This window comes from Streptomyces sp. NPDC048278 (genome assembly GCF_040652195.1).
GTDB lineage: Bacteria > Actinomycetota > Actinomycetes > Streptomycetales > Streptomycetaceae > Streptomyces.
Genome location: NZ_JBEZLP010000011.1, coordinates 123,539 through 137,125, shown reverse-complemented (window position 1 = coordinate 137,125; position 13,587 = coordinate 123,539). Strand labels below are relative to the sequence as shown.

21 protein-coding genes are annotated in these 13,587 nt (G+C 70.0%); 7 read left to right on the top strand and 14 right to left on the bottom strand.

Features of this window, described 5'->3' with window-relative positions; all coding sequences use genetic code 11:
* Positions 1–4 precede the first annotated feature (4 nt).
* The 3 genes from AB0D74_RS20865 to AB0D74_RS20855 form a co-directional block, all read right to left on the bottom strand.
* Entirely contained in the window at positions 5–1,237 is a 1,233-nt protein-coding gene (locus AB0D74_RS20865) for a serine hydrolase domain-containing protein (RefSeq protein ID WP_362588694.1), read from the bottom strand.
* Positions 1,238–1,401: 164 nt separating this feature from the next.
* Entirely contained in the window at positions 1,402–1,839 is a 438-nt protein-coding gene (locus tag AB0D74_RS20860; RefSeq protein ID WP_362588690.1) for a glutaredoxin domain-containing protein, read from the bottom strand.
* A gap of 151 nt (positions 1,840–1,990) precedes the next feature.
* Positions 1,991–2,941 (bottom strand): ion transporter, encoded by a 951-nt coding sequence (locus AB0D74_RS20855; RefSeq protein WP_362588687.1) that lies wholly within the window; start codon positions 2,939–2,941, stop codon positions 1,991–1,993.
* Positions 2,942–3,091: 150 nt separating this feature from the next.
* On the opposite strand from AB0D74_RS20855, the gene AB0D74_RS20850 reads away from it, so the two are divergent.
* Positions 3,092–3,592, top strand: coding sequence for a TetR/AcrR family transcriptional regulator (locus AB0D74_RS20850; protein ID WP_362588684.1), 501 nt, complete (start codon positions 3,092–3,094; stop codon positions 3,590–3,592).
* A gap of 13 nt (positions 3,593–3,605) precedes the next feature.
* Positions 3,606–3,962 carry a hypothetical protein gene (locus AB0D74_RS20845; RefSeq protein ID WP_362588681.1) on the top strand — a complete coding sequence of 119 codons (357 nt, stop codon included), beginning with the start codon at positions 3,606–3,608 and terminating at the stop codon, positions 3,960–3,962.
* Positions 3,963–4,085: 123 nt separating this feature from the next.
* Here AB0D74_RS20845 and AB0D74_RS20840 read toward each other — a convergent pair whose 3' ends face one another.
* The 9 genes from AB0D74_RS20840 to AB0D74_RS20800 all read right to left on the bottom strand — a co-directional run bounded on the left by AB0D74_RS20840 (position 4,086) and on the right by AB0D74_RS20800 (position 8,117).
* Positions 4,086–4,259: a CsbD family protein gene (locus AB0D74_RS20840; protein WP_359225796.1), complete on the bottom strand. Its 174-nt coding sequence runs from the start codon at positions 4,257–4,259 to the stop codon at positions 4,086–4,088.
* 85 nt (positions 4,260–4,344) lie between these two features.
* A complete protein-coding gene (locus tag AB0D74_RS20835; protein WP_362588678.1) occupies positions 4,345–4,767 on the bottom strand; it encodes a gas vesicle protein K in 423 nt (140 codons plus the stop codon).
* On the bottom strand, positions 4,764–4,997 hold the full coding sequence (locus AB0D74_RS20830) for a gas vesicle protein (RefSeq protein ID WP_362588675.1): 234 nt from the start codon (positions 4,995–4,997) through the stop codon (positions 4,764–4,766). The genes AB0D74_RS20835 and AB0D74_RS20830 overlap by 4 nt, the downstream gene beginning before the upstream one ends.
* Complete coding sequence (locus AB0D74_RS20825; RefSeq protein WP_362588672.1) at positions 4,994–5,818, bottom strand: GvpL/GvpF family gas vesicle protein; 825 nt, start codon at positions 5,816–5,818, stop codon at positions 4,994–4,996. Before AB0D74_RS20825 ends, AB0D74_RS20830 begins: the two co-directional genes overlap by 4 nt.
* Positions 5,811–6,176, bottom strand: coding sequence for a gas vesicle protein (locus tag AB0D74_RS20820; RefSeq protein ID WP_362589071.1), 366 nt, complete (start codon positions 6,174–6,176; stop codon positions 5,811–5,813). The genes AB0D74_RS20825 and AB0D74_RS20820 overlap by 8 nt, the downstream gene beginning before the upstream one ends.
* A gap of 45 nt (positions 6,177–6,221) precedes the next feature.
* The gene (locus tag AB0D74_RS20815; RefSeq protein ID WP_362588669.1) at positions 6,222–6,476 is read right to left on the bottom strand and encodes a gas vesicle protein GvpG; all 255 of its coding nucleotides are present in this window, start codon (positions 6,474–6,476) and stop codon (positions 6,222–6,224) included.
* Positions 6,477–6,488: 12 nt separating this feature from the next.
* Positions 6,489–7,202, bottom strand: coding sequence for a GvpL/GvpF family gas vesicle protein (locus AB0D74_RS20810; RefSeq protein WP_362588667.1), 714 nt, complete (start codon positions 7,200–7,202; stop codon positions 6,489–6,491).
* A 2-nt stretch (positions 7,203–7,204) separates the two neighbouring features.
* Positions 7,205–7,723, bottom strand: coding sequence for a gas vesicle structural protein GvpA (locus AB0D74_RS20805; RefSeq protein ID WP_362588664.1), 519 nt, complete (start codon positions 7,721–7,723; stop codon positions 7,205–7,207).
* A 31-nt stretch (positions 7,724–7,754) separates the two neighbouring features.
* Positions 7,755–8,117, bottom strand: coding sequence for a gas vesicle protein (locus AB0D74_RS20800; protein ID WP_362588661.1), 363 nt, complete (start codon positions 8,115–8,117; stop codon positions 7,755–7,757).
* Between the two features lie 147 nt (positions 8,118–8,264).
* On the opposite strand from AB0D74_RS20800, the gene AB0D74_RS20795 reads away from it, so the two are divergent.
* Together AB0D74_RS20795 and AB0D74_RS20790 are read left to right on the top strand one after the other, a co-directional pair.
* Entirely contained in the window at positions 8,265–9,050 is a 786-nt protein-coding gene (locus AB0D74_RS20795; RefSeq protein ID WP_362588658.1) for a histone protein, read from the top strand.
* A 3-nt stretch (positions 9,051–9,053) separates the two neighbouring features.
* Positions 9,054–10,037: an SRPBCC family protein gene (locus AB0D74_RS20790; protein WP_362588655.1), complete on the top strand. Its 984-nt coding sequence runs from the start codon at positions 9,054–9,056 to the stop codon at positions 10,035–10,037.
* 146 nt (positions 10,038–10,183) lie between these two features.
* On the opposite strand, the gene AB0D74_RS20785 is transcribed toward AB0D74_RS20790, so the two are convergent.
* Complete coding sequence (locus tag AB0D74_RS20785) at positions 10,184–10,306, bottom strand: hypothetical protein (RefSeq protein ID WP_362588652.1); 123 nt, start codon at positions 10,304–10,306, stop codon at positions 10,184–10,186.
* Between the two features lie 530 nt (positions 10,307–10,836).
* Between AB0D74_RS20785 and AB0D74_RS20780 the strand changes: the two genes are divergently transcribed.
* The 3 genes from AB0D74_RS20780 (at position 10,837) to AB0D74_RS20770 (ending at position 12,369) form a co-directional block, all read left to right on the top strand.
* Positions 10,837–11,391, top strand: a complete 555-nt coding sequence (locus AB0D74_RS20780; protein ID WP_362588649.1) for a hypothetical protein — start codon at positions 10,837–10,839, stop codon at positions 11,389–11,391.
* 40 nt (positions 11,392–11,431) lie between these two features.
* Positions 11,432–11,911, top strand: coding sequence for a hypothetical protein (locus tag AB0D74_RS20775; protein ID WP_362588646.1), 480 nt, complete (start codon positions 11,432–11,434; stop codon positions 11,909–11,911).
* 83 nt (positions 11,912–11,994) lie between these two features.
* Entirely contained in the window at positions 11,995–12,369 is a 375-nt protein-coding gene (locus tag AB0D74_RS20770) for a plasmid stabilization protein (protein ID WP_362588643.1), read from the top strand.
* A gap of 57 nt (positions 12,370–12,426) precedes the next feature.
* On the opposite strand, the gene AB0D74_RS20765 is transcribed toward AB0D74_RS20770, so the two are convergent.
* Positions 12,427–13,374, bottom strand: coding sequence for a cation diffusion facilitator family transporter (locus AB0D74_RS20765; protein WP_362588640.1), 948 nt, complete (start codon positions 13,372–13,374; stop codon positions 12,427–12,429).
* Positions 13,375–13,587 lie beyond the last annotated feature (213 nt).

The following is a 13,587-nucleotide window of genomic DNA, read 5'->3' as shown; positions in this document are numbered from 1 at the left end:
TGCCCTACGGCCGGTCGCAGAGGGCGTGGTCGACGAGGACGCCCGTGGCCCGGTTGAGGGCGGCGAGGTCCGGCGGCGCGGTCGTGGTGGTGACGGAGACGGTCACCGCGCGCCTGCCGTCCGCGCTCACCGCGGGGCGGGTGTTGACGCCCGCCCCGTCGCCCTCGTGGGTGTAGTAGTAACCGCCGCAGGAGAGCGGGATCCTGCGCAGCCCGAGGCCGTAGGTGCCCTCGGGCATCTCGGCGACGTCCTCGGGGTCGTCGGTCCGCTCGACGGTCTGCCGCATCTCGCGCCACTGCTCTGCGGGGAGCAGCCGGCCGCCGGCCAGGGCGCGGAAGAAGGTGTTCAGGTCGGCGGCGGTGCTCACCACGCCGGAGTCGGCGGTGTGCTGGAAGCTGTGTTCGGTGACGTCGAGGCGCGTGCCGTCCGCGGTCGTCAGGTAGGCGCGCACGTACGGCTCCGGCAGGTACGGGTCGAGTCCGGGGACGGAGGTGTTCCGCAGTCCCAGCCCGGCGATCACCCGGTGCGCGACCAGGTCCTGCCAGCTCGCGCCGCCGGCCTTCTCGGCGATCATCCCGGCGACCAGGTAGTTGGTGTTCGAGTACGCCCATCGGGTGGCCCCGCCGGGCCGCGGCACGAACAGCGGCCGGTGCCTCATGGCCACCGCGACCAGGTCGGCGGCCGGGGTGGTGTCGTAGCGGTTCTCGTCGAAGTGGCCGATCAGCCGGTCCTGGACCTCCGGGTCGTCGACGTAGTCGTACAGGCCGCTGGTCTGGCGGAGCAGGTCGCGGACGGTGATGCGGCTGCCGTCGTTGCCGTGGCCGGCGACGACCCCGGGCAGCCAGTGCTCGACGGTGTCGTCCAGCGACAGCTTCTTCTCCGCGGCGAGCTGGAGGACGACGGTGGCGGTGAACGTCTTCGTCGTGCTCGCCACGCGGAAGTGCGCGTTCCACGGCACCGGGTCCGAGGAGCCGGCGGTCCGGGTGCCGATCCGTGCCATGAGCGGCGCCCCGTCCGCCCGGTCGACCCTGGCGAGCACGTTCACATCGCCTCCCCCGGCCTGCCGTACGGCCGCCAGGTCCTGGCGGAGAGTGTCCGCGCCGTAGGAGTGCCGTGCGGCCGGACGGTGTCCGGCGGTGACGACGTTCGCGGCGGTCGCGGTCATGGGCGAGGCGAGCGCGAGCAGCGCTGCGGCCGGCAGGGCGGCCCCGGCCTTCTTCGACGACGGCATGTGCATGTTCCGATCCCCCGTTGCTTCCGGTGTCCCGGTCGGTGACGACCACCAGCCAACCGGAACCGGAGGCGCGGGGGGATGGGACTTCCCACCGGATGCGGGGTGTACGTAGGCCCCCTGCCGGCGCCCTGCGCGGGCGACGTGGCGTGGCGCCTCGCGCCCCTGCCTCACGCAGGAGAAGAGAGCTGTTCGCGCACCCATGCGGGATCGGGATTGGTGTATGCCTGGCCGGCCAGAAGGACGGTCGGCACGGTTTCGTTGCCGTCGTTCGCCGCTCTGACCGCTGCCGCTCCAGCGGTGTCACGCCAGATGTCGACCCAGTACAACCGGCGGGCGTCACGGCCCAATCGGATGCGCAGTCGCATGCAGTACGTGCAGCCAGGCCGCCAGAAGACGACCGGCCGGCCGTCGACCGCGCTACGGCGTTGCGCCTCCAGCGCGTCGATCGACCTCGGGAAGATCAGAGGCGAGTTCACGCCGGCGAGCAGCACGAACACCAGGAGGAGTGCCGCGGCTGTGCCGGGGCTCCCCCTCAGGAGCAGCCCAGCCGCAGAGGCTGAGCCGCAGACCACGAGCAGCATCGGCAGGATCCAGGCGCGCTTCATGACGACGCACGCTATCGATGAGTCGGACTGTCTGTCCCACCAGGCCGTGCGACGGGGGGCGTCCGGTCCGGGTCCGGTGCACGGCGGTGGCGGTGTACGCGGTCATGCCCCCGGTCGGGCGCCCTGCGCGAACCAGACGTCGGCATGCACGCTAGGCGCCCTCTCCGACGGCCGGAACCGATGCACTCGCCGCTCGGCCGGCGTGCTGGGGTGGCGCGGCATGGACGAGGTCGCGTTCGAGGGCGTCGAGGGCCTGGCGTGCCGCCGCGATGCGGGCGAGGAGCAGCGGGCCGTCGGGCGGGGCAGCGGCCGGGGCGGCGGCCGGATGGGGGACGGTCTCCGCCTCCCGCTCCATCTCCCGTGCCTCGTCGAGGGAGGTGATGACCACGCCTATCAGGACGTTGACCAGGACGAAGGAGGCGATGAGGACGTAGGAGGCGTAGTAGGCGAGGCTCCAGCGGGAGATCTGCAGGCCCGCGTGGACCGCGTCGCCGATGCCGTCCAGGGTCATCAGGAGGAAGAGGGTGAGGACGGCGCGGCCGATGGAGCCGAAGTGCTCGGGGTCGTGGCGGCCGAAGAAGACCCAGCCCACCATCGCGTACACGTACAGCAGCAGCGCGCCGACCAGCAGAAAGCTCAGCGTGCCGGGCAGACTGCGGGCGACCGCGACCAGCACGATCCGCAGTTGGGGCAGGAAGCGGGCCGTGCGCAGCACCCGGGCCAGCCGCAGGAGCCGCAGCACGGTGGTGTTCTCACGGACGACCGGCAGGAACGCGCAGAGGACCACAGCGAGGTCGAACAGGTTCCACGGGTCCTTGAAGAAGTCACGCGGGCGGTCCGCGTGGGCCCCCAGGCGCAGCAGGATCTCCACCGTGAACGCGGCCAGGCAGGCGTGCTCGGCCAGGCGTAACCAGCCGTGCCAGTCCGCGACGACACCGGAGTAGGTCTCCACGCCCAACAGCGCGGCGTTCAGGAGGATCACGGCGAAGACGGTCAGGGCGAACCAGCGCGCCTCCGTGATGTCGCGGCACCGGCGGGCCAGGTCGGCCGGGCGCGGGGACCGGAACTCGACGGGGCTTGTCTGGTCGTACTGCTCCGGCATCGTGCTGCCCCGGCCCTTCGTAGTGCTGTCCTCTACAGCACTGTAGATCAACAGGGAGAGAGCGGACCCCCAGCCTCCGCGGGAGGGAATCCATGATTAAGGAACGATCGTTCTTGACCGATCGTTCCTTAAGTGTCTACCGTAGTGCTCATGGGGAGGCCAAGAGCATTCGACGAGGACGAAGTGGTGCGTGCCGCCGTGGACTTGTTCGGCGCACGCGCGTATGACGGTGTGTCGGTCGACGACCTCGTCACCCACCTCGGCGTCCACCGCAACAGCCTGTACAAGGTGTTCGGCAGCAAGCGCGGCCTCTACCTGATCGCCCTGCGCCGTCATCTCGCCGACGACGTCCGCCCTTTGCTCGACGCCCTCGCCGGCGCATCGGATGCCGCGACCGCGCTGCGGCTCGTCACGTCGGCCGACCTCGACCTGCTGCTGCTCGCGGCGATCGAACGTGCACCGGCCGACGAGGAGGTCGCCTCCGAGGTGACGGCCGCACTGACCGCCGTCGACGAGGCGATCGCCGACGCCCTCGGCGTTCCCTCCGACCTGGCCGCCGCCCTCACCGCCGCCGCGCTGGGCATCCGCCTGCGCGGCAACCCCGACGACGTCACCACCGCGCTGACCCGATACCTCGGCCCACTCCCCTGAAACGGAAACCGACATGGCACTGATACGTATCGAGGCCGACGACCTCGTCGTCGTGATCGAGGGTCTCGACAAGCTCTGGTCCTTCAAGGGCAGCCTGACCATCCCGCTGGCCAACGTCCGGGGCGCGACCGCCGACCCCGGCATAGCCGCCGATCCCAAGGGAATCCGCGTGGCGGGCTCCCACGTACCGGGCGTGATCACCGCGGGCACCTTCCATCAGCACGGTGAAAAAGTCTTCTGGGACATCAGGGATCCTTCGAAGGCCGTCGTGATCGAACTCGCCGACGAGAGGTACGCCCGGCTCGTCCTCCAAGTCGACGACCCCCGCGCGGCCGTCGCCCTGGTCGAGAACGCCCTGGCCCGGAGATAGGCCGGTGCTCCTCCGCCTGGCGGCGGACCCACCGACCGCGACGGCCCTCCACCGGGAACCGGGGTGGCCGGGGGCACGAAGGGGCGGGCCCTCGCATGGAGAGCCCGCCCGATGGTCGCCTCGTCAGTGCTTGAAGACGTCCTTCGTCTTCTCCTTGGCCTGACGGGCCGCGCCCTTCGACTTCTTGGCCTGCCCTTCGGCCGTCATCCGCTCGTTGCCCACGGTGCGGCCGACCGTCTCCTTGGCCTTTCCCGCGGCTTCTTCGGCTTTGCCCTTGATCTTCTGCTGCTTGGCCATGGTCTTTCTCTCTCCTCGCCCCATGGGGGATCGGGCACCCGTCCCGAGTAACCCGCCGCCGGACGGTGAAACGGAACGGCGAACGTCAGTCGGGACCCGCCGGCGGGAGGAGTGTGCCGAGCGGGCCGAGGTCCAGGTTGAGGTCCTCCATGGTCAGGCCGTAGGTGGCGCACAGATCGGACATGCGGTCGTGGAGGATCATGAGGGTGGAGCCCAGCCGTTCCTCCTGCTCCTCGGTGAGGTCCCCCTGGTCGACCCGGTGCAATGCCTGCCGCTCCATGAGCTGCCGCAGCAGTTCGACCAGGGTGAGGACGAGTCTGACCAGGTCCCGTTCGACGGTGTCGGGGTCCGTGCTGATACGGCGGGCGGGGCGCGGCAACCCCGGCTGCCGAGTGTCGTCGGGTACGGCGGGCAGCAGCCGGAAGGCCCGGGCCGCCGCAGCCGTGACCTCGGCCAGGCGGTCCGGCGGATCGCGATCGGGACGCCTGTCGGCTGCCGTGCCCGTCATGGCGCGTCCTCGGCACGGGCCGGCGTCGCCCAGGGTGACGGGTTCTCGGCGCTCACGGAGACGATCAGCGCGCGCAGCGAGATCCGGACCAGGTCGATGTCGGCGATCGACAGGACCAGATCCCCGGTGACGACGACACCGCCACTGAGCAGGCGGTCGAGGAGGTCGATGAGGGCCACCTGGCGCTGGACCGGCGGCTCGGCCCCGGGCAACCGCTCCACGGCGTTCACGGCGCCCGGTCCGTCGCCGGGGTCCGCGCACCGGGCGGGGTGGCGAAGGAGTACGGCGCCCAGGGCCCGGTGACATCGATCCGGATCCCTGACAGCCCCTCGGCGGCGCCGAGAACCCGCGCACGGAAGTCCGCTGCCGCCTCGCGCGGAAGGAGATAGGCATCGTTGACGACGTTCTCTCCGGCGCCGGCGGCGAGTTCCCCCTGCTGCACCCGGTGGCGGGCGTGGCCGGCCGCCATGGCACGGCCGATCGCCTCGACGCGATCCGCGGCCTGACGGGCGGCCCGGTAGGACTCGTCACGCGAGTGCCGCTGGTCGCGGCGCGCGCGCAGGTAGGCCCGGCCCGGGCCGAGCCCGTCGGCCGTGTCGGCCACCGACGCCGTGCCGGTGGCCTGCGGGTCCGGCTGCGGCTCGACGTAGATCTTGACGCCCCATTCGAGGTGTCCGGCCAGTCGCTCCAGGGCACGCGAGAACTCCTCCGCCTCCTCGCGGAGCATCGCGGCCACCCGCCCGTCGTCCAGGTAGACCGTGGCGAGCCGCAGCGGCAGCACGGTGGTGCGCGCGGCCAGGGCCTCGATCACGCAGTGGTGGGCGCGGGCGACGGTCGCGAGCCAGTCCAGGTCCTCCAGATGGCTGCGCAGGGCGTCCTCCCGGAAGTCGCCGGCGGGGACCGAACTGACGGCGGCCGACAGTGCGCTCCCGGAACTTTCCGGCACCAGGCGAACGGGCGCCCCCGCGACGCCTTCCACCCCGTCCAGGGCCGCGCCCAGGTCCTCCACGGCGCGCAGTACGGCGTAGGCGTAGGCGACCTCGTCAGTCATCGGGCGCCCCGTTCCCGCGCCGGGTCACGGAGGGACGCGGCGGGCGCTCGCCCCTCAGGGCCTCTATCTCCGCCTGCAGCCGCCTGTTCTCCTCGGCCAGCGCACGCTCCCCGGCGCGGGAGGAGAGCGACGGGTCGTGCTCCCACCAGTCGATTCCCATCTCCCTGGCCTTGTCGACGGAGGCGACGACGAGCCGGAGTTTGACCGTGAGCAGTTCGATGTCCAGGAGATTGATCCGGATGTCCCCGGCGATGACGATGCCCTTGTCCAGGACACGCTCAAGGATGTCGGCCAGGTTGGCCGAGGAGCCCTGTCCGTAGCCGTACGGGGCCGTCGCCCGGGACGGGTACGTACTCAGTCGGTCGGCCGGGGATTCCGACACCGCAAGCACCTCGATTCCGGCTCAGGGGGCGAGGTCGCCCCGCCGGTAGGCCGCGATCTCCTCCAGACGGTCGAGGAGGAGGTCCTCGCGCTCGTCGAAGGTCTCCTGGTCGATGCGGCCGTCCAGCAGCGCGCGCTCCAGCGCCGCCAGTTCACGTTCGACGGGCTCGGGGTCGTAGTACTCGCGTTCGGCGGCCTCGACCACCCGGTCGACGACCCAGCCCACGCCTCGTACGGGCGCCAGCGGCAAGGTGAGGAGTTGCTCCAGCAAGCCCATGAGCTGCGCCTCTCAGACGAAACTGTACGGGGGCAGAGGCCCGCGCAGCCGGACCTCGCACTCCTCGCCCAGTTGGTTGGCCAGGCTGATCTCCGTGGCCAGGAACATCTCCTCCTGATCCGCCCGGACCAGGAAGGAGACGCTGAGGAAGTCATGGCCGCCGGGAGGCGCGAAGCTCTCGTCGCGGACGTACGGGTGCAGCGCCTCGACGATGCCCTTGGCGAGAGCCTGTTGTCGCACCTCGGCTTCCCGCGCGACCAGTTCGCCGAGCGCGAGGGACATCTGCGGGGTGCCGGAGCCGTCGCGGATGGCGGCGTTGAGGTCGCGGGCCTCGTCGGATTCCCGCAGGATCCGGCGCAGCAGCGGCTCTTCCTCCCAGGAAGCCTTGAGGTTGTACTCGGTGGTGCCCGCCAGGTTCCGCAGCCGTTCCTGGTACTCGCCCGCCCTGTCCGCCAGGGCCGCGCGAACGGTTTCGTCGCTCTCGGTCGTCATGCCGAACCGCAGTGGCAGCACGGCGCCGTCGGCCATCAGCCGTTCCTGGACCTCCTGGTGCGCCAGCACGTCACGGCGCTTGGGGCGCAGGCCGTCGGGAGCGTCACTGACGACGGCGCACAGCGCTCCGGCGGTCACCGTGCGCAGCGTGCCGGGAGGCTCGCCGACACCGTGGACGCCGTCCAGCCTCATCGGGTGGTCCCTCGAGGTGATGGAGTACACGTAGACGGCCATGGTCACTCCCTGTGCCGCCGGGAAGCCGCCCTGGGCTGCCGACGACGCTGTTGCCGCGGCGCCTCCTCGTACGCGGGCTCCTCCTGCTCGCCTTCGCTGTCCTCGTACTCGTCCTCGTACCCGTCCTCGTCCTCGTACTCGTCCTCCTCGTCGGCGTCGTCCTCTTCGCCGCCGCCGGTCAGGGTGTCCTTGACGGCTTCGACGGCTCCCGTCAGCGCCCCCTTGGACTTGCCCGCGGCCCCGCCCTCGGTGATCTCGCCGACGAGGTCGGTGAGCTGGGTGGGCTGTTTGCTGCCTGTTTCGAGGTCGAGGCGGTTGCATGCCTCGGCGAAGCGGAGGTAGGTGTCCACGCTGGCCACGACGATGCGTGCATCGATCTTGAGTATCTCGATGCCGACGAGAGACACGCGCACGAAGACGTCGATGACGAGGCCGCGGTCGAGAATCAGATCCAGAACGTCGTACAGACTGCTCGTACTACCGCGCGAGAGGGTGCTTCCACCCTGTGGCACCACAGTCATGGTGTCTCCCTTCGCCACCCCCTGATGCGGATCAGCGGCGCCGGTCGATCTGGCCGCGCGTGTAGCGGCGGGTCCGTTCGTACGCCAGTAGTTCACCTCTCGCACTCAGCGTCACGTGATAGGTGCCGAGCACGCTGGTGGTCTCGGGGACTCGTTCCAGTTCGAGTACCTCGACATCCGCTTCCCACCCGTCTTCGGTCGGTTTTATTGCCGAGACCGACTCGGGAGTACGTCCGAGGAGTTCCTCCAGTTGCCCCGCGGCGGAACGCATGGCCCAGGACGCCGAGTGTCCGGCGGGCTTCCGGGTACGTGCGCCGCTTGCGCGGCGTGCGGTGTCGTCACTGCGGGAGGGGCGTCTGCCACTCCCCGTGCCGTTCTTGTCTGACGCGGGCATGTTCCCAACTCCGTAGCTGGAGCGGCCCTCCACCGTCACTCAAATGTACAATTTCACCATATACATCTTGAAAGTGTGCCGCGACGGGCCGATGGCGACCGCGCGCCGCCGTGCGACCGCGTAGCGGCTCGCCGGAGGGAATGATCGATGAAAGATTCGACGAAGATCGCGCTCGCTGCCGCAGTCGCCGGAGGCTATGTCCTCGGCCGCGCCAAGAAAGGGCGACTCGCCTTCGGGCTCGCCACCTTTCTCGCGGGCCGCCGTTTCGGCCTCGAACCCCAGCAGCTGCTCACCGAAGGGCTGCGCAAGCTCCAGGACATTCCGCAGGTCGCGGATCTCAGCGATCAGGTGAGCGGCGAGTTCAAGGACGCCGGCCGACAGGCTCTCGTCGCAGCCGCCGACCGCAAACTCGCCGACCTCGCCGACGCCCTGCACGAGCGGACCGCGCGCATCGGAAACGAGGAGGAGGAAGAGGAAGAGGAGGGAGAGGAGGAGTACGAGGACGAGGACGAGGCGACGGCGGACGAAGAGGAGGAGCCGGAAGAGGAGGAGGAAGAAGGGGAAGAAGAGGCGCCCAGGGCCCGGAGGTTGACGTCCAGGCGTCGGCGGTCCGGTCGTAGCGCTGAGGACGCCACGGAAGAAGCACCGGAAGCGCCCCGCCGCCGCACGGCCAAGCGCCCGTCCGCGCGGTCCGCACCGCACAAGACGACGGCGCGCAGGACGACGGCGCGCAAGACCACTGCCAAGAAGGCACAGCCCGCGAAGAAGGCGACCGCCAAGAAGGCGGCTCCGGCACGGAAGTCCGCCGCGAAGAGGAGCGCCGCACCGGCCAAGAAGGCCGCCGCGAAGAAGACCGCTCCCAGGAAGACCGCTCCGAGAAAGACCACTCCGAAGAAGGCGACGGCCAAGAAGGCGTCCCCGCGGAGGAGGTAGGCCATGGTGAAGACGGCGCAGAAGACCGCGGAGGCCGATCTCTCCGGCCTCGACCGGTTGCGCGACGAGCTCGTCGACTACCTCGGTGCCCAGGTGGAGCATCTCGCGGACGTGGCGGGCGACAAAGTGGAAGGCCTCACCGACCAGTTGCTGGACGTGGCCGAGAACGGCGGCGTTCTGCCCAAGGTCGGCGCCCGCGTCCTCCAGGGGGACTCCCCCCTCAAGGCGCTGATCGGCGAGAAGGCGAAAAGCCTCAAGGACAGCGCGGTCGAGAAGGTTTCGGGTCTGTTCGGCGGCGGCAAGGGCCGCAAGTCCGGCACCCAGAAGGCGACGACCATCATCGAGCACCTGGACGTGGGTGTCCCCGTCCGTGTCGCCTACGACCACTGGACCCGGTTCGAGAAGTTCAGCTCCTTCACCAAGGGCGTGCGCAGTGTGTCGCAGGGGGACGACACCAGCAGCGACTGGAAGGTGAAGGTCGGCCCGTCCACCCGCTCGTGGAAGGCCACCGTCCAGGAACAGGTCCCGGACGAGCGCATCGTGTGGACTTCGGACGGCGCCAAGGGCAGCACCAAGGGGTGCGTCAGCTTCCATGAACTGACGCCCACGCTCACCCGCATCGTGCTCGTCGTCGAGTACTACCCCTCGGGTCTCTTCGAGAAGACCGGCAACCTCTGGCGCGCCCAGGGACGCCGACTGCGGCTCGATGCCAAGCACTTCCAGCGCTACGTCACCCTCTCCGACGAGGCCGCCGACGGCTGGCGCGGTGAGATCCGCGAGGGCGAGGTCGTGCGCACGCACGAGGAGGCGCTGGAGGAGGAAGAGGCGGAGTACGAGGACGAGGAGCCCGAGGACGAGTACGGCGAAGAGGAAGAGGAAGCGGCGCCGGAGGAGGAGTACCCGGAAGAGGAGGACGAGTACGAGGAGGAGGAAGCCGAGGAGGACGAGGAGGGCGAGGCCTCCACGCACGACGCGCCATCGCGGTGACACTCGCCCCGACGGACCGCGTTCCCCGGCGTGCGTGGGGCATGGCGTCGGCCGAACGCGGTACACGTTGCTGGTCCGCGACGACCGACGCATGCGGGTGGGGAGGGGAGATGCGCACGGCACTGGCAGCGCAGCCCACCAGGCGATTACCAGGCCTCGGTGCCGACCTGGCCCGTACCGCCCGGCAGTTCACCGACCGCACCGGCTACGCCGGCGCAGCCCTGGGACACCCCGTAGCGCCGTCCGCGCCGGTCCCCGACGTCGCTCACCGCTCGCGGCCCCGGTCAGAACCGTCTGCGGGACCGTGGGGCGGCACGTGATCGTCCCCCTGCGGCGGCAGCACTGGGGACACCTCGGTGACTACGTCGCCCGGCTCACCGTCGGGGTGGCGGTCCTGCTGGCCGCCATGACCGTGTAGCTCCTCGTGGTGTGCCGGAGCCGCCCGGCGGTCAGTTGTCGTCCCCGGTCGGGGATTTGGGCTCGTCCCTGTTCTCGGCGTTCTCGGCGTTCTCGGGGTTTCCGGCCTTTTCCCGGACATCCCGCGGCGTGGGCGCGGTGACATTCCGTTGCTCCGCAGACCGTTGCCGCGTCTTCTCGCCGACTGGAGGTGTGTCATTGTCGCCGGAGGCTTTCATGATTTTCCTCTCTCAGGTGTCCGCTGTACCAGACGCGTGACCCCGAGAAGCCGTACCAAACGTCCTCTCCGCTCTCTTTCGGCTCTCTTTCGGCGCGCTTGGAATATCCGAAGCAGAAGGGGTACCCGGAACGACATCCAATGATCGGAAAGGAGGTCGGTCCGATGTCTACCGGCACGCTTCTGGCGATTGTCATTCCCATTGTGGTGGTCGCCGCGCTGATCGCCCTGGCTGTCCCCTTCCAGCGACGCAGGGCTCTGCGCGAGAGGTTCGGCCCGGAGTACGAAAGGGCGGTCGACGGCGCGGACAGCCGACTGGCCGCGGAACGCGAGCTCAGTACGCGCGAGAAGCGACATGACACGTTCGACATCAAGCCACTGCCCGACGGTGTCCGGGAGCGCTACAGCCGGGACTGGGAGGAGGTGCAGCACGAGTTCGTCGACCGGCCCGAGGACGCCGTGCACGACGCGGACCGGCTGGTGACGTCGCTGATGGAGGCGCGCGGCTATCCCACCGGAAGCTACGACCAGCAGCTCAAGGATCTCTCCGTGGAACACGGCCGCACCCTTGACCACTACCGGGCCGCTCACGAGATCGACATGCTCGGCACGAGCCACAGGGCCACCACCGAGCAGCTGCGCAGCGCCATGGTGCACTACCGCGCGCTGTTCGACGAACTTCTCCTCGACGGCGGCCAGACCCGCCATGCCACGGCCTGACACCCGAGCGGCCGGGATCCGACGATCCGACGGAGGCGACATGGAACGCAACGACACCCAGCACACCACCGACACCGCGCTGTCCACCGAGGATCTCGCACAGCCTCGCGCGACCGGGACAGCGCCGGACCGCACCTCGCCGCCCCCGGTGTACCCCGGCGAGAACGACGAACGAGCCGACGTGAACGACATCGGGGCCGACGACGCGGACGCTCCCGTGACAGCGGCACGGGCCGGGGACGCGGACGAGCTGCCGCAGCTGCTGACGCCGCAGGACGAGGAGGACTTCCGCCAACGCTGGTCGAAGGTCCAGACCGCGTTCGTCGACGACCCGCGCAACGCCGTACAGGACGCGGACAGCCTGGTCGCCGGTGTCATGCAGACACTTGCCGCGACGTTCGACGAGCACAAGAAGGAACTCGAAGGCCAGTGGAACCAAGGCGGCGAGGCGGACACCGAAGCCCTGCGTACGGCCCTGCGCCACTACCGATCGTTCTTCAACCGTCTGCTGACCACCTGAACCAACCCGACGGGGCCGGCGGCACGATCACCTCTGAGCCGCCGGCCGGTCTCGGTGTGAGAACAGCGAGGAGGAGGAGCGACATGCCTGCCGGGTCGAGTGCCAAGCGTGAACGACAGTACGAGCACATCAGGAAGAGCGCCCAGGACCGGGGCGAGTCCGCCGAGCGGGCCAAGGAGATCGCCGCGCGGACGGTCAACAAGGAACGCGCGAGGTCGGGCGAGTCGAACACCGCCGGTGGAGTCTCTCTCCGCGACCCCAAGTCCGCCTACCAGCGCGGCGGGCAGCGCTCCCACAGCGGCGCGGAGGGGCCGACCAGGGACCAGTTGTACGAGGAGGCCAGGACGCGCAACGTCCATGGCCGCTCCTCGATGACCAAGAAGCAGTTGGAGACCGCCCTCGGCCGCGCCAGGGGCGGGAACCGAGGCGACGCCTACGCGCACCCTGGGAGGCCGTGACCACCGCCTCCCATGACTCGCCGGGGTTCAAGGCCGGTCACCGCTGACCGCGCGCACTCACCGCCCGGGGTGCGGTGGCGCCTCCGTGATGTCGAGGAAGACCTGGTCCGCCTGCGGCCATCGGTCGGCCATGGCCTTCTTGATGCGTTCGGCGACCGTCTCGACCTCCTCGCTGTCCAGACCGGGGGCGAGGTCGATCCGGGCGGCGACGAGTGCCGAGTCCGGGCCGAGGCGCATGGTGAGCAGCTCGGCGACGTTGTCGATCTCCGGCTGTCCGTCGAGCATGCGTCGGATGGCGGTGCGCAGCTCGGGCTCGATGGCGGCGCCGATGAGCTGGTCGCGGGACTCGCGGGCCAGCCGGTAGGCGACGTACACGAGCAGCAGTCCGATGATCAGGGAGGCCGCCGCCTCCCACGCCGGGTTCCCGGTCGCGAGGTGCAGTCCCATCCCCGTCATGGCGAGAACGACTCCGACCACGGCGGCGCTGTCCTCGGCGATGACCGTGCGATGTGCGGGATCGTGGGCCGTACCGCCCTGCCGACGAGCCTGGTACAGCGCCCGCAGCAGCGAACCGCCCTCGGCGAGCAGCGCGACCGCGAGAACGGCGATTCCGGCGAGGTAGCGCGGCACCGACACGGTCTCGGTGCTGTGCAGGGCCTCTACCGCCTGGAAGAAGGAGAAGCAGGCGCCCATGACGAAGATGCCGATCGCGGCGAGCAGCGACCAGAACCACCGTTCCTTGCCGTAGCCGAACGGATGCCACCGGTCGGGCGGGCGCCGGCTGCGGTGCAACGCGGTGAGCAGGAAGACCTCGTTGAGGCTGTCGGCCACCGAGTGCGCGGCCTCGGACAGCAGGGAGGGCGAGGAGGCGACGAACCCGCCGACGGCCTTGGCGACGGCGATGACCAGATTCGCCACGAGCGCGACGACGACGGTCACCCGGGTGTGCCGGTCCGAGCGGGCCCGCCGGGCTCGCTCGGCCGCGTTACCGGCTCCTCCGGACATCACATCCCCTGCCCAAGCATCGCCTCGTACATCCGCCCGGCATACGACGGTCCACACGAAGGGTCTTGTCCACCATCGCGCTCACGAGTGCCCGGCATACGCGCCCTCACTCACACCGACACGGGTGGAACACCAGACGCTCCCCTCGCGCGGGCCGTTCTGCCCGAGCGCTCGGGATCGGCTCGACGACTGCGTACCGGTTGATCCGCGACA

Coding starts and splice junctions, on each gene's coding strand:
- AB0D74_RS20865 (WP_362588694.1), bottom strand. CDS start 1,237: ATGCACATGCCGTCGTCGAAGAAGGCCGGGGCCGCCCTGCCGGCCGCA.
- AB0D74_RS20860 (WP_362588690.1), bottom strand. CDS start 1,839: ATGAAGCGCGCCTGGATCCTGCCGATGCTGCTCGTGGTCTGCGGCTCA.
- AB0D74_RS20855 (WP_362588687.1), bottom strand. CDS start 2,941: ATGCCGGAGCAGTACGACCAGACAAGCCCCGTCGAGTTCCGGTCCCCG.
- AB0D74_RS20850 (WP_362588684.1), top strand. CDS start 3,092: ATGGGGAGGCCAAGAGCATTCGACGAGGACGAAGTGGTGCGTGCCGCC.
- AB0D74_RS20845 (WP_362588681.1), top strand. CDS start 3,606: ATGGCACTGATACGTATCGAGGCCGACGACCTCGTCGTCGTGATCGAG.
- AB0D74_RS20840 (WP_359225796.1), bottom strand. CDS start 4,259: ATGGCCAAGCAGCAGAAGATCAAGGGCAAAGCCGAAGAAGCCGCGGGA.
- AB0D74_RS20835 (WP_362588678.1), bottom strand. CDS start 4,767: ATGACGGGCACGGCAGCCGACAGGCGTCCCGATCGCGATCCGCCGGAC.
- AB0D74_RS20825 (WP_362588672.1), bottom strand. CDS start 5,818: ATGACTGACGAGGTCGCCTACGCCTACGCCGTACTGCGCGCCGTGGAG.
- AB0D74_RS20815 (WP_362588669.1), bottom strand. CDS start 6,476: ATGGGCTTGCTGGAGCAACTCCTCACCTTGCCGCTGGCGCCCGTACGA.
- AB0D74_RS20810 (WP_362588667.1), bottom strand. CDS start 7,202: ATGGCCGTCTACGTGTACTCCATCACCTCGAGGGACCACCCGATGAGG.
- AB0D74_RS20805 (WP_362588664.1), bottom strand. CDS start 7,723: ATGACTGTGGTGCCACAGGGTGGAAGCACCCTCTCGCGCGGTAGTACG.
- AB0D74_RS20800 (WP_362588661.1), bottom strand. CDS start 8,117: ATGCCCGCGTCAGACAAGAACGGCACGGGGAGTGGCAGACGCCCCTCC.
- AB0D74_RS20795 (WP_362588658.1), top strand. CDS start 8,265: ATGAAAGATTCGACGAAGATCGCGCTCGCTGCCGCAGTCGCCGGAGGC.
- AB0D74_RS20790 (WP_362588655.1), top strand. CDS start 9,054: ATGGTGAAGACGGCGCAGAAGACCGCGGAGGCCGATCTCTCCGGCCTC.
- AB0D74_RS20780 (WP_362588649.1), top strand. CDS start 10,837: ATGTCTACCGGCACGCTTCTGGCGATTGTCATTCCCATTGTGGTGGTC.
- AB0D74_RS20775 (WP_362588646.1), top strand. CDS start 11,432: ATGGAACGCAACGACACCCAGCACACCACCGACACCGCGCTGTCCACC.
- AB0D74_RS20770 (WP_362588643.1), top strand. CDS start 11,995: ATGCCTGCCGGGTCGAGTGCCAAGCGTGAACGACAGTACGAGCACATC.
- AB0D74_RS20765 (WP_362588640.1), bottom strand. CDS start 13,374: ATGTCCGGAGGAGCCGGTAACGCGGCCGAGCGAGCCCGGCGGGCCCGC.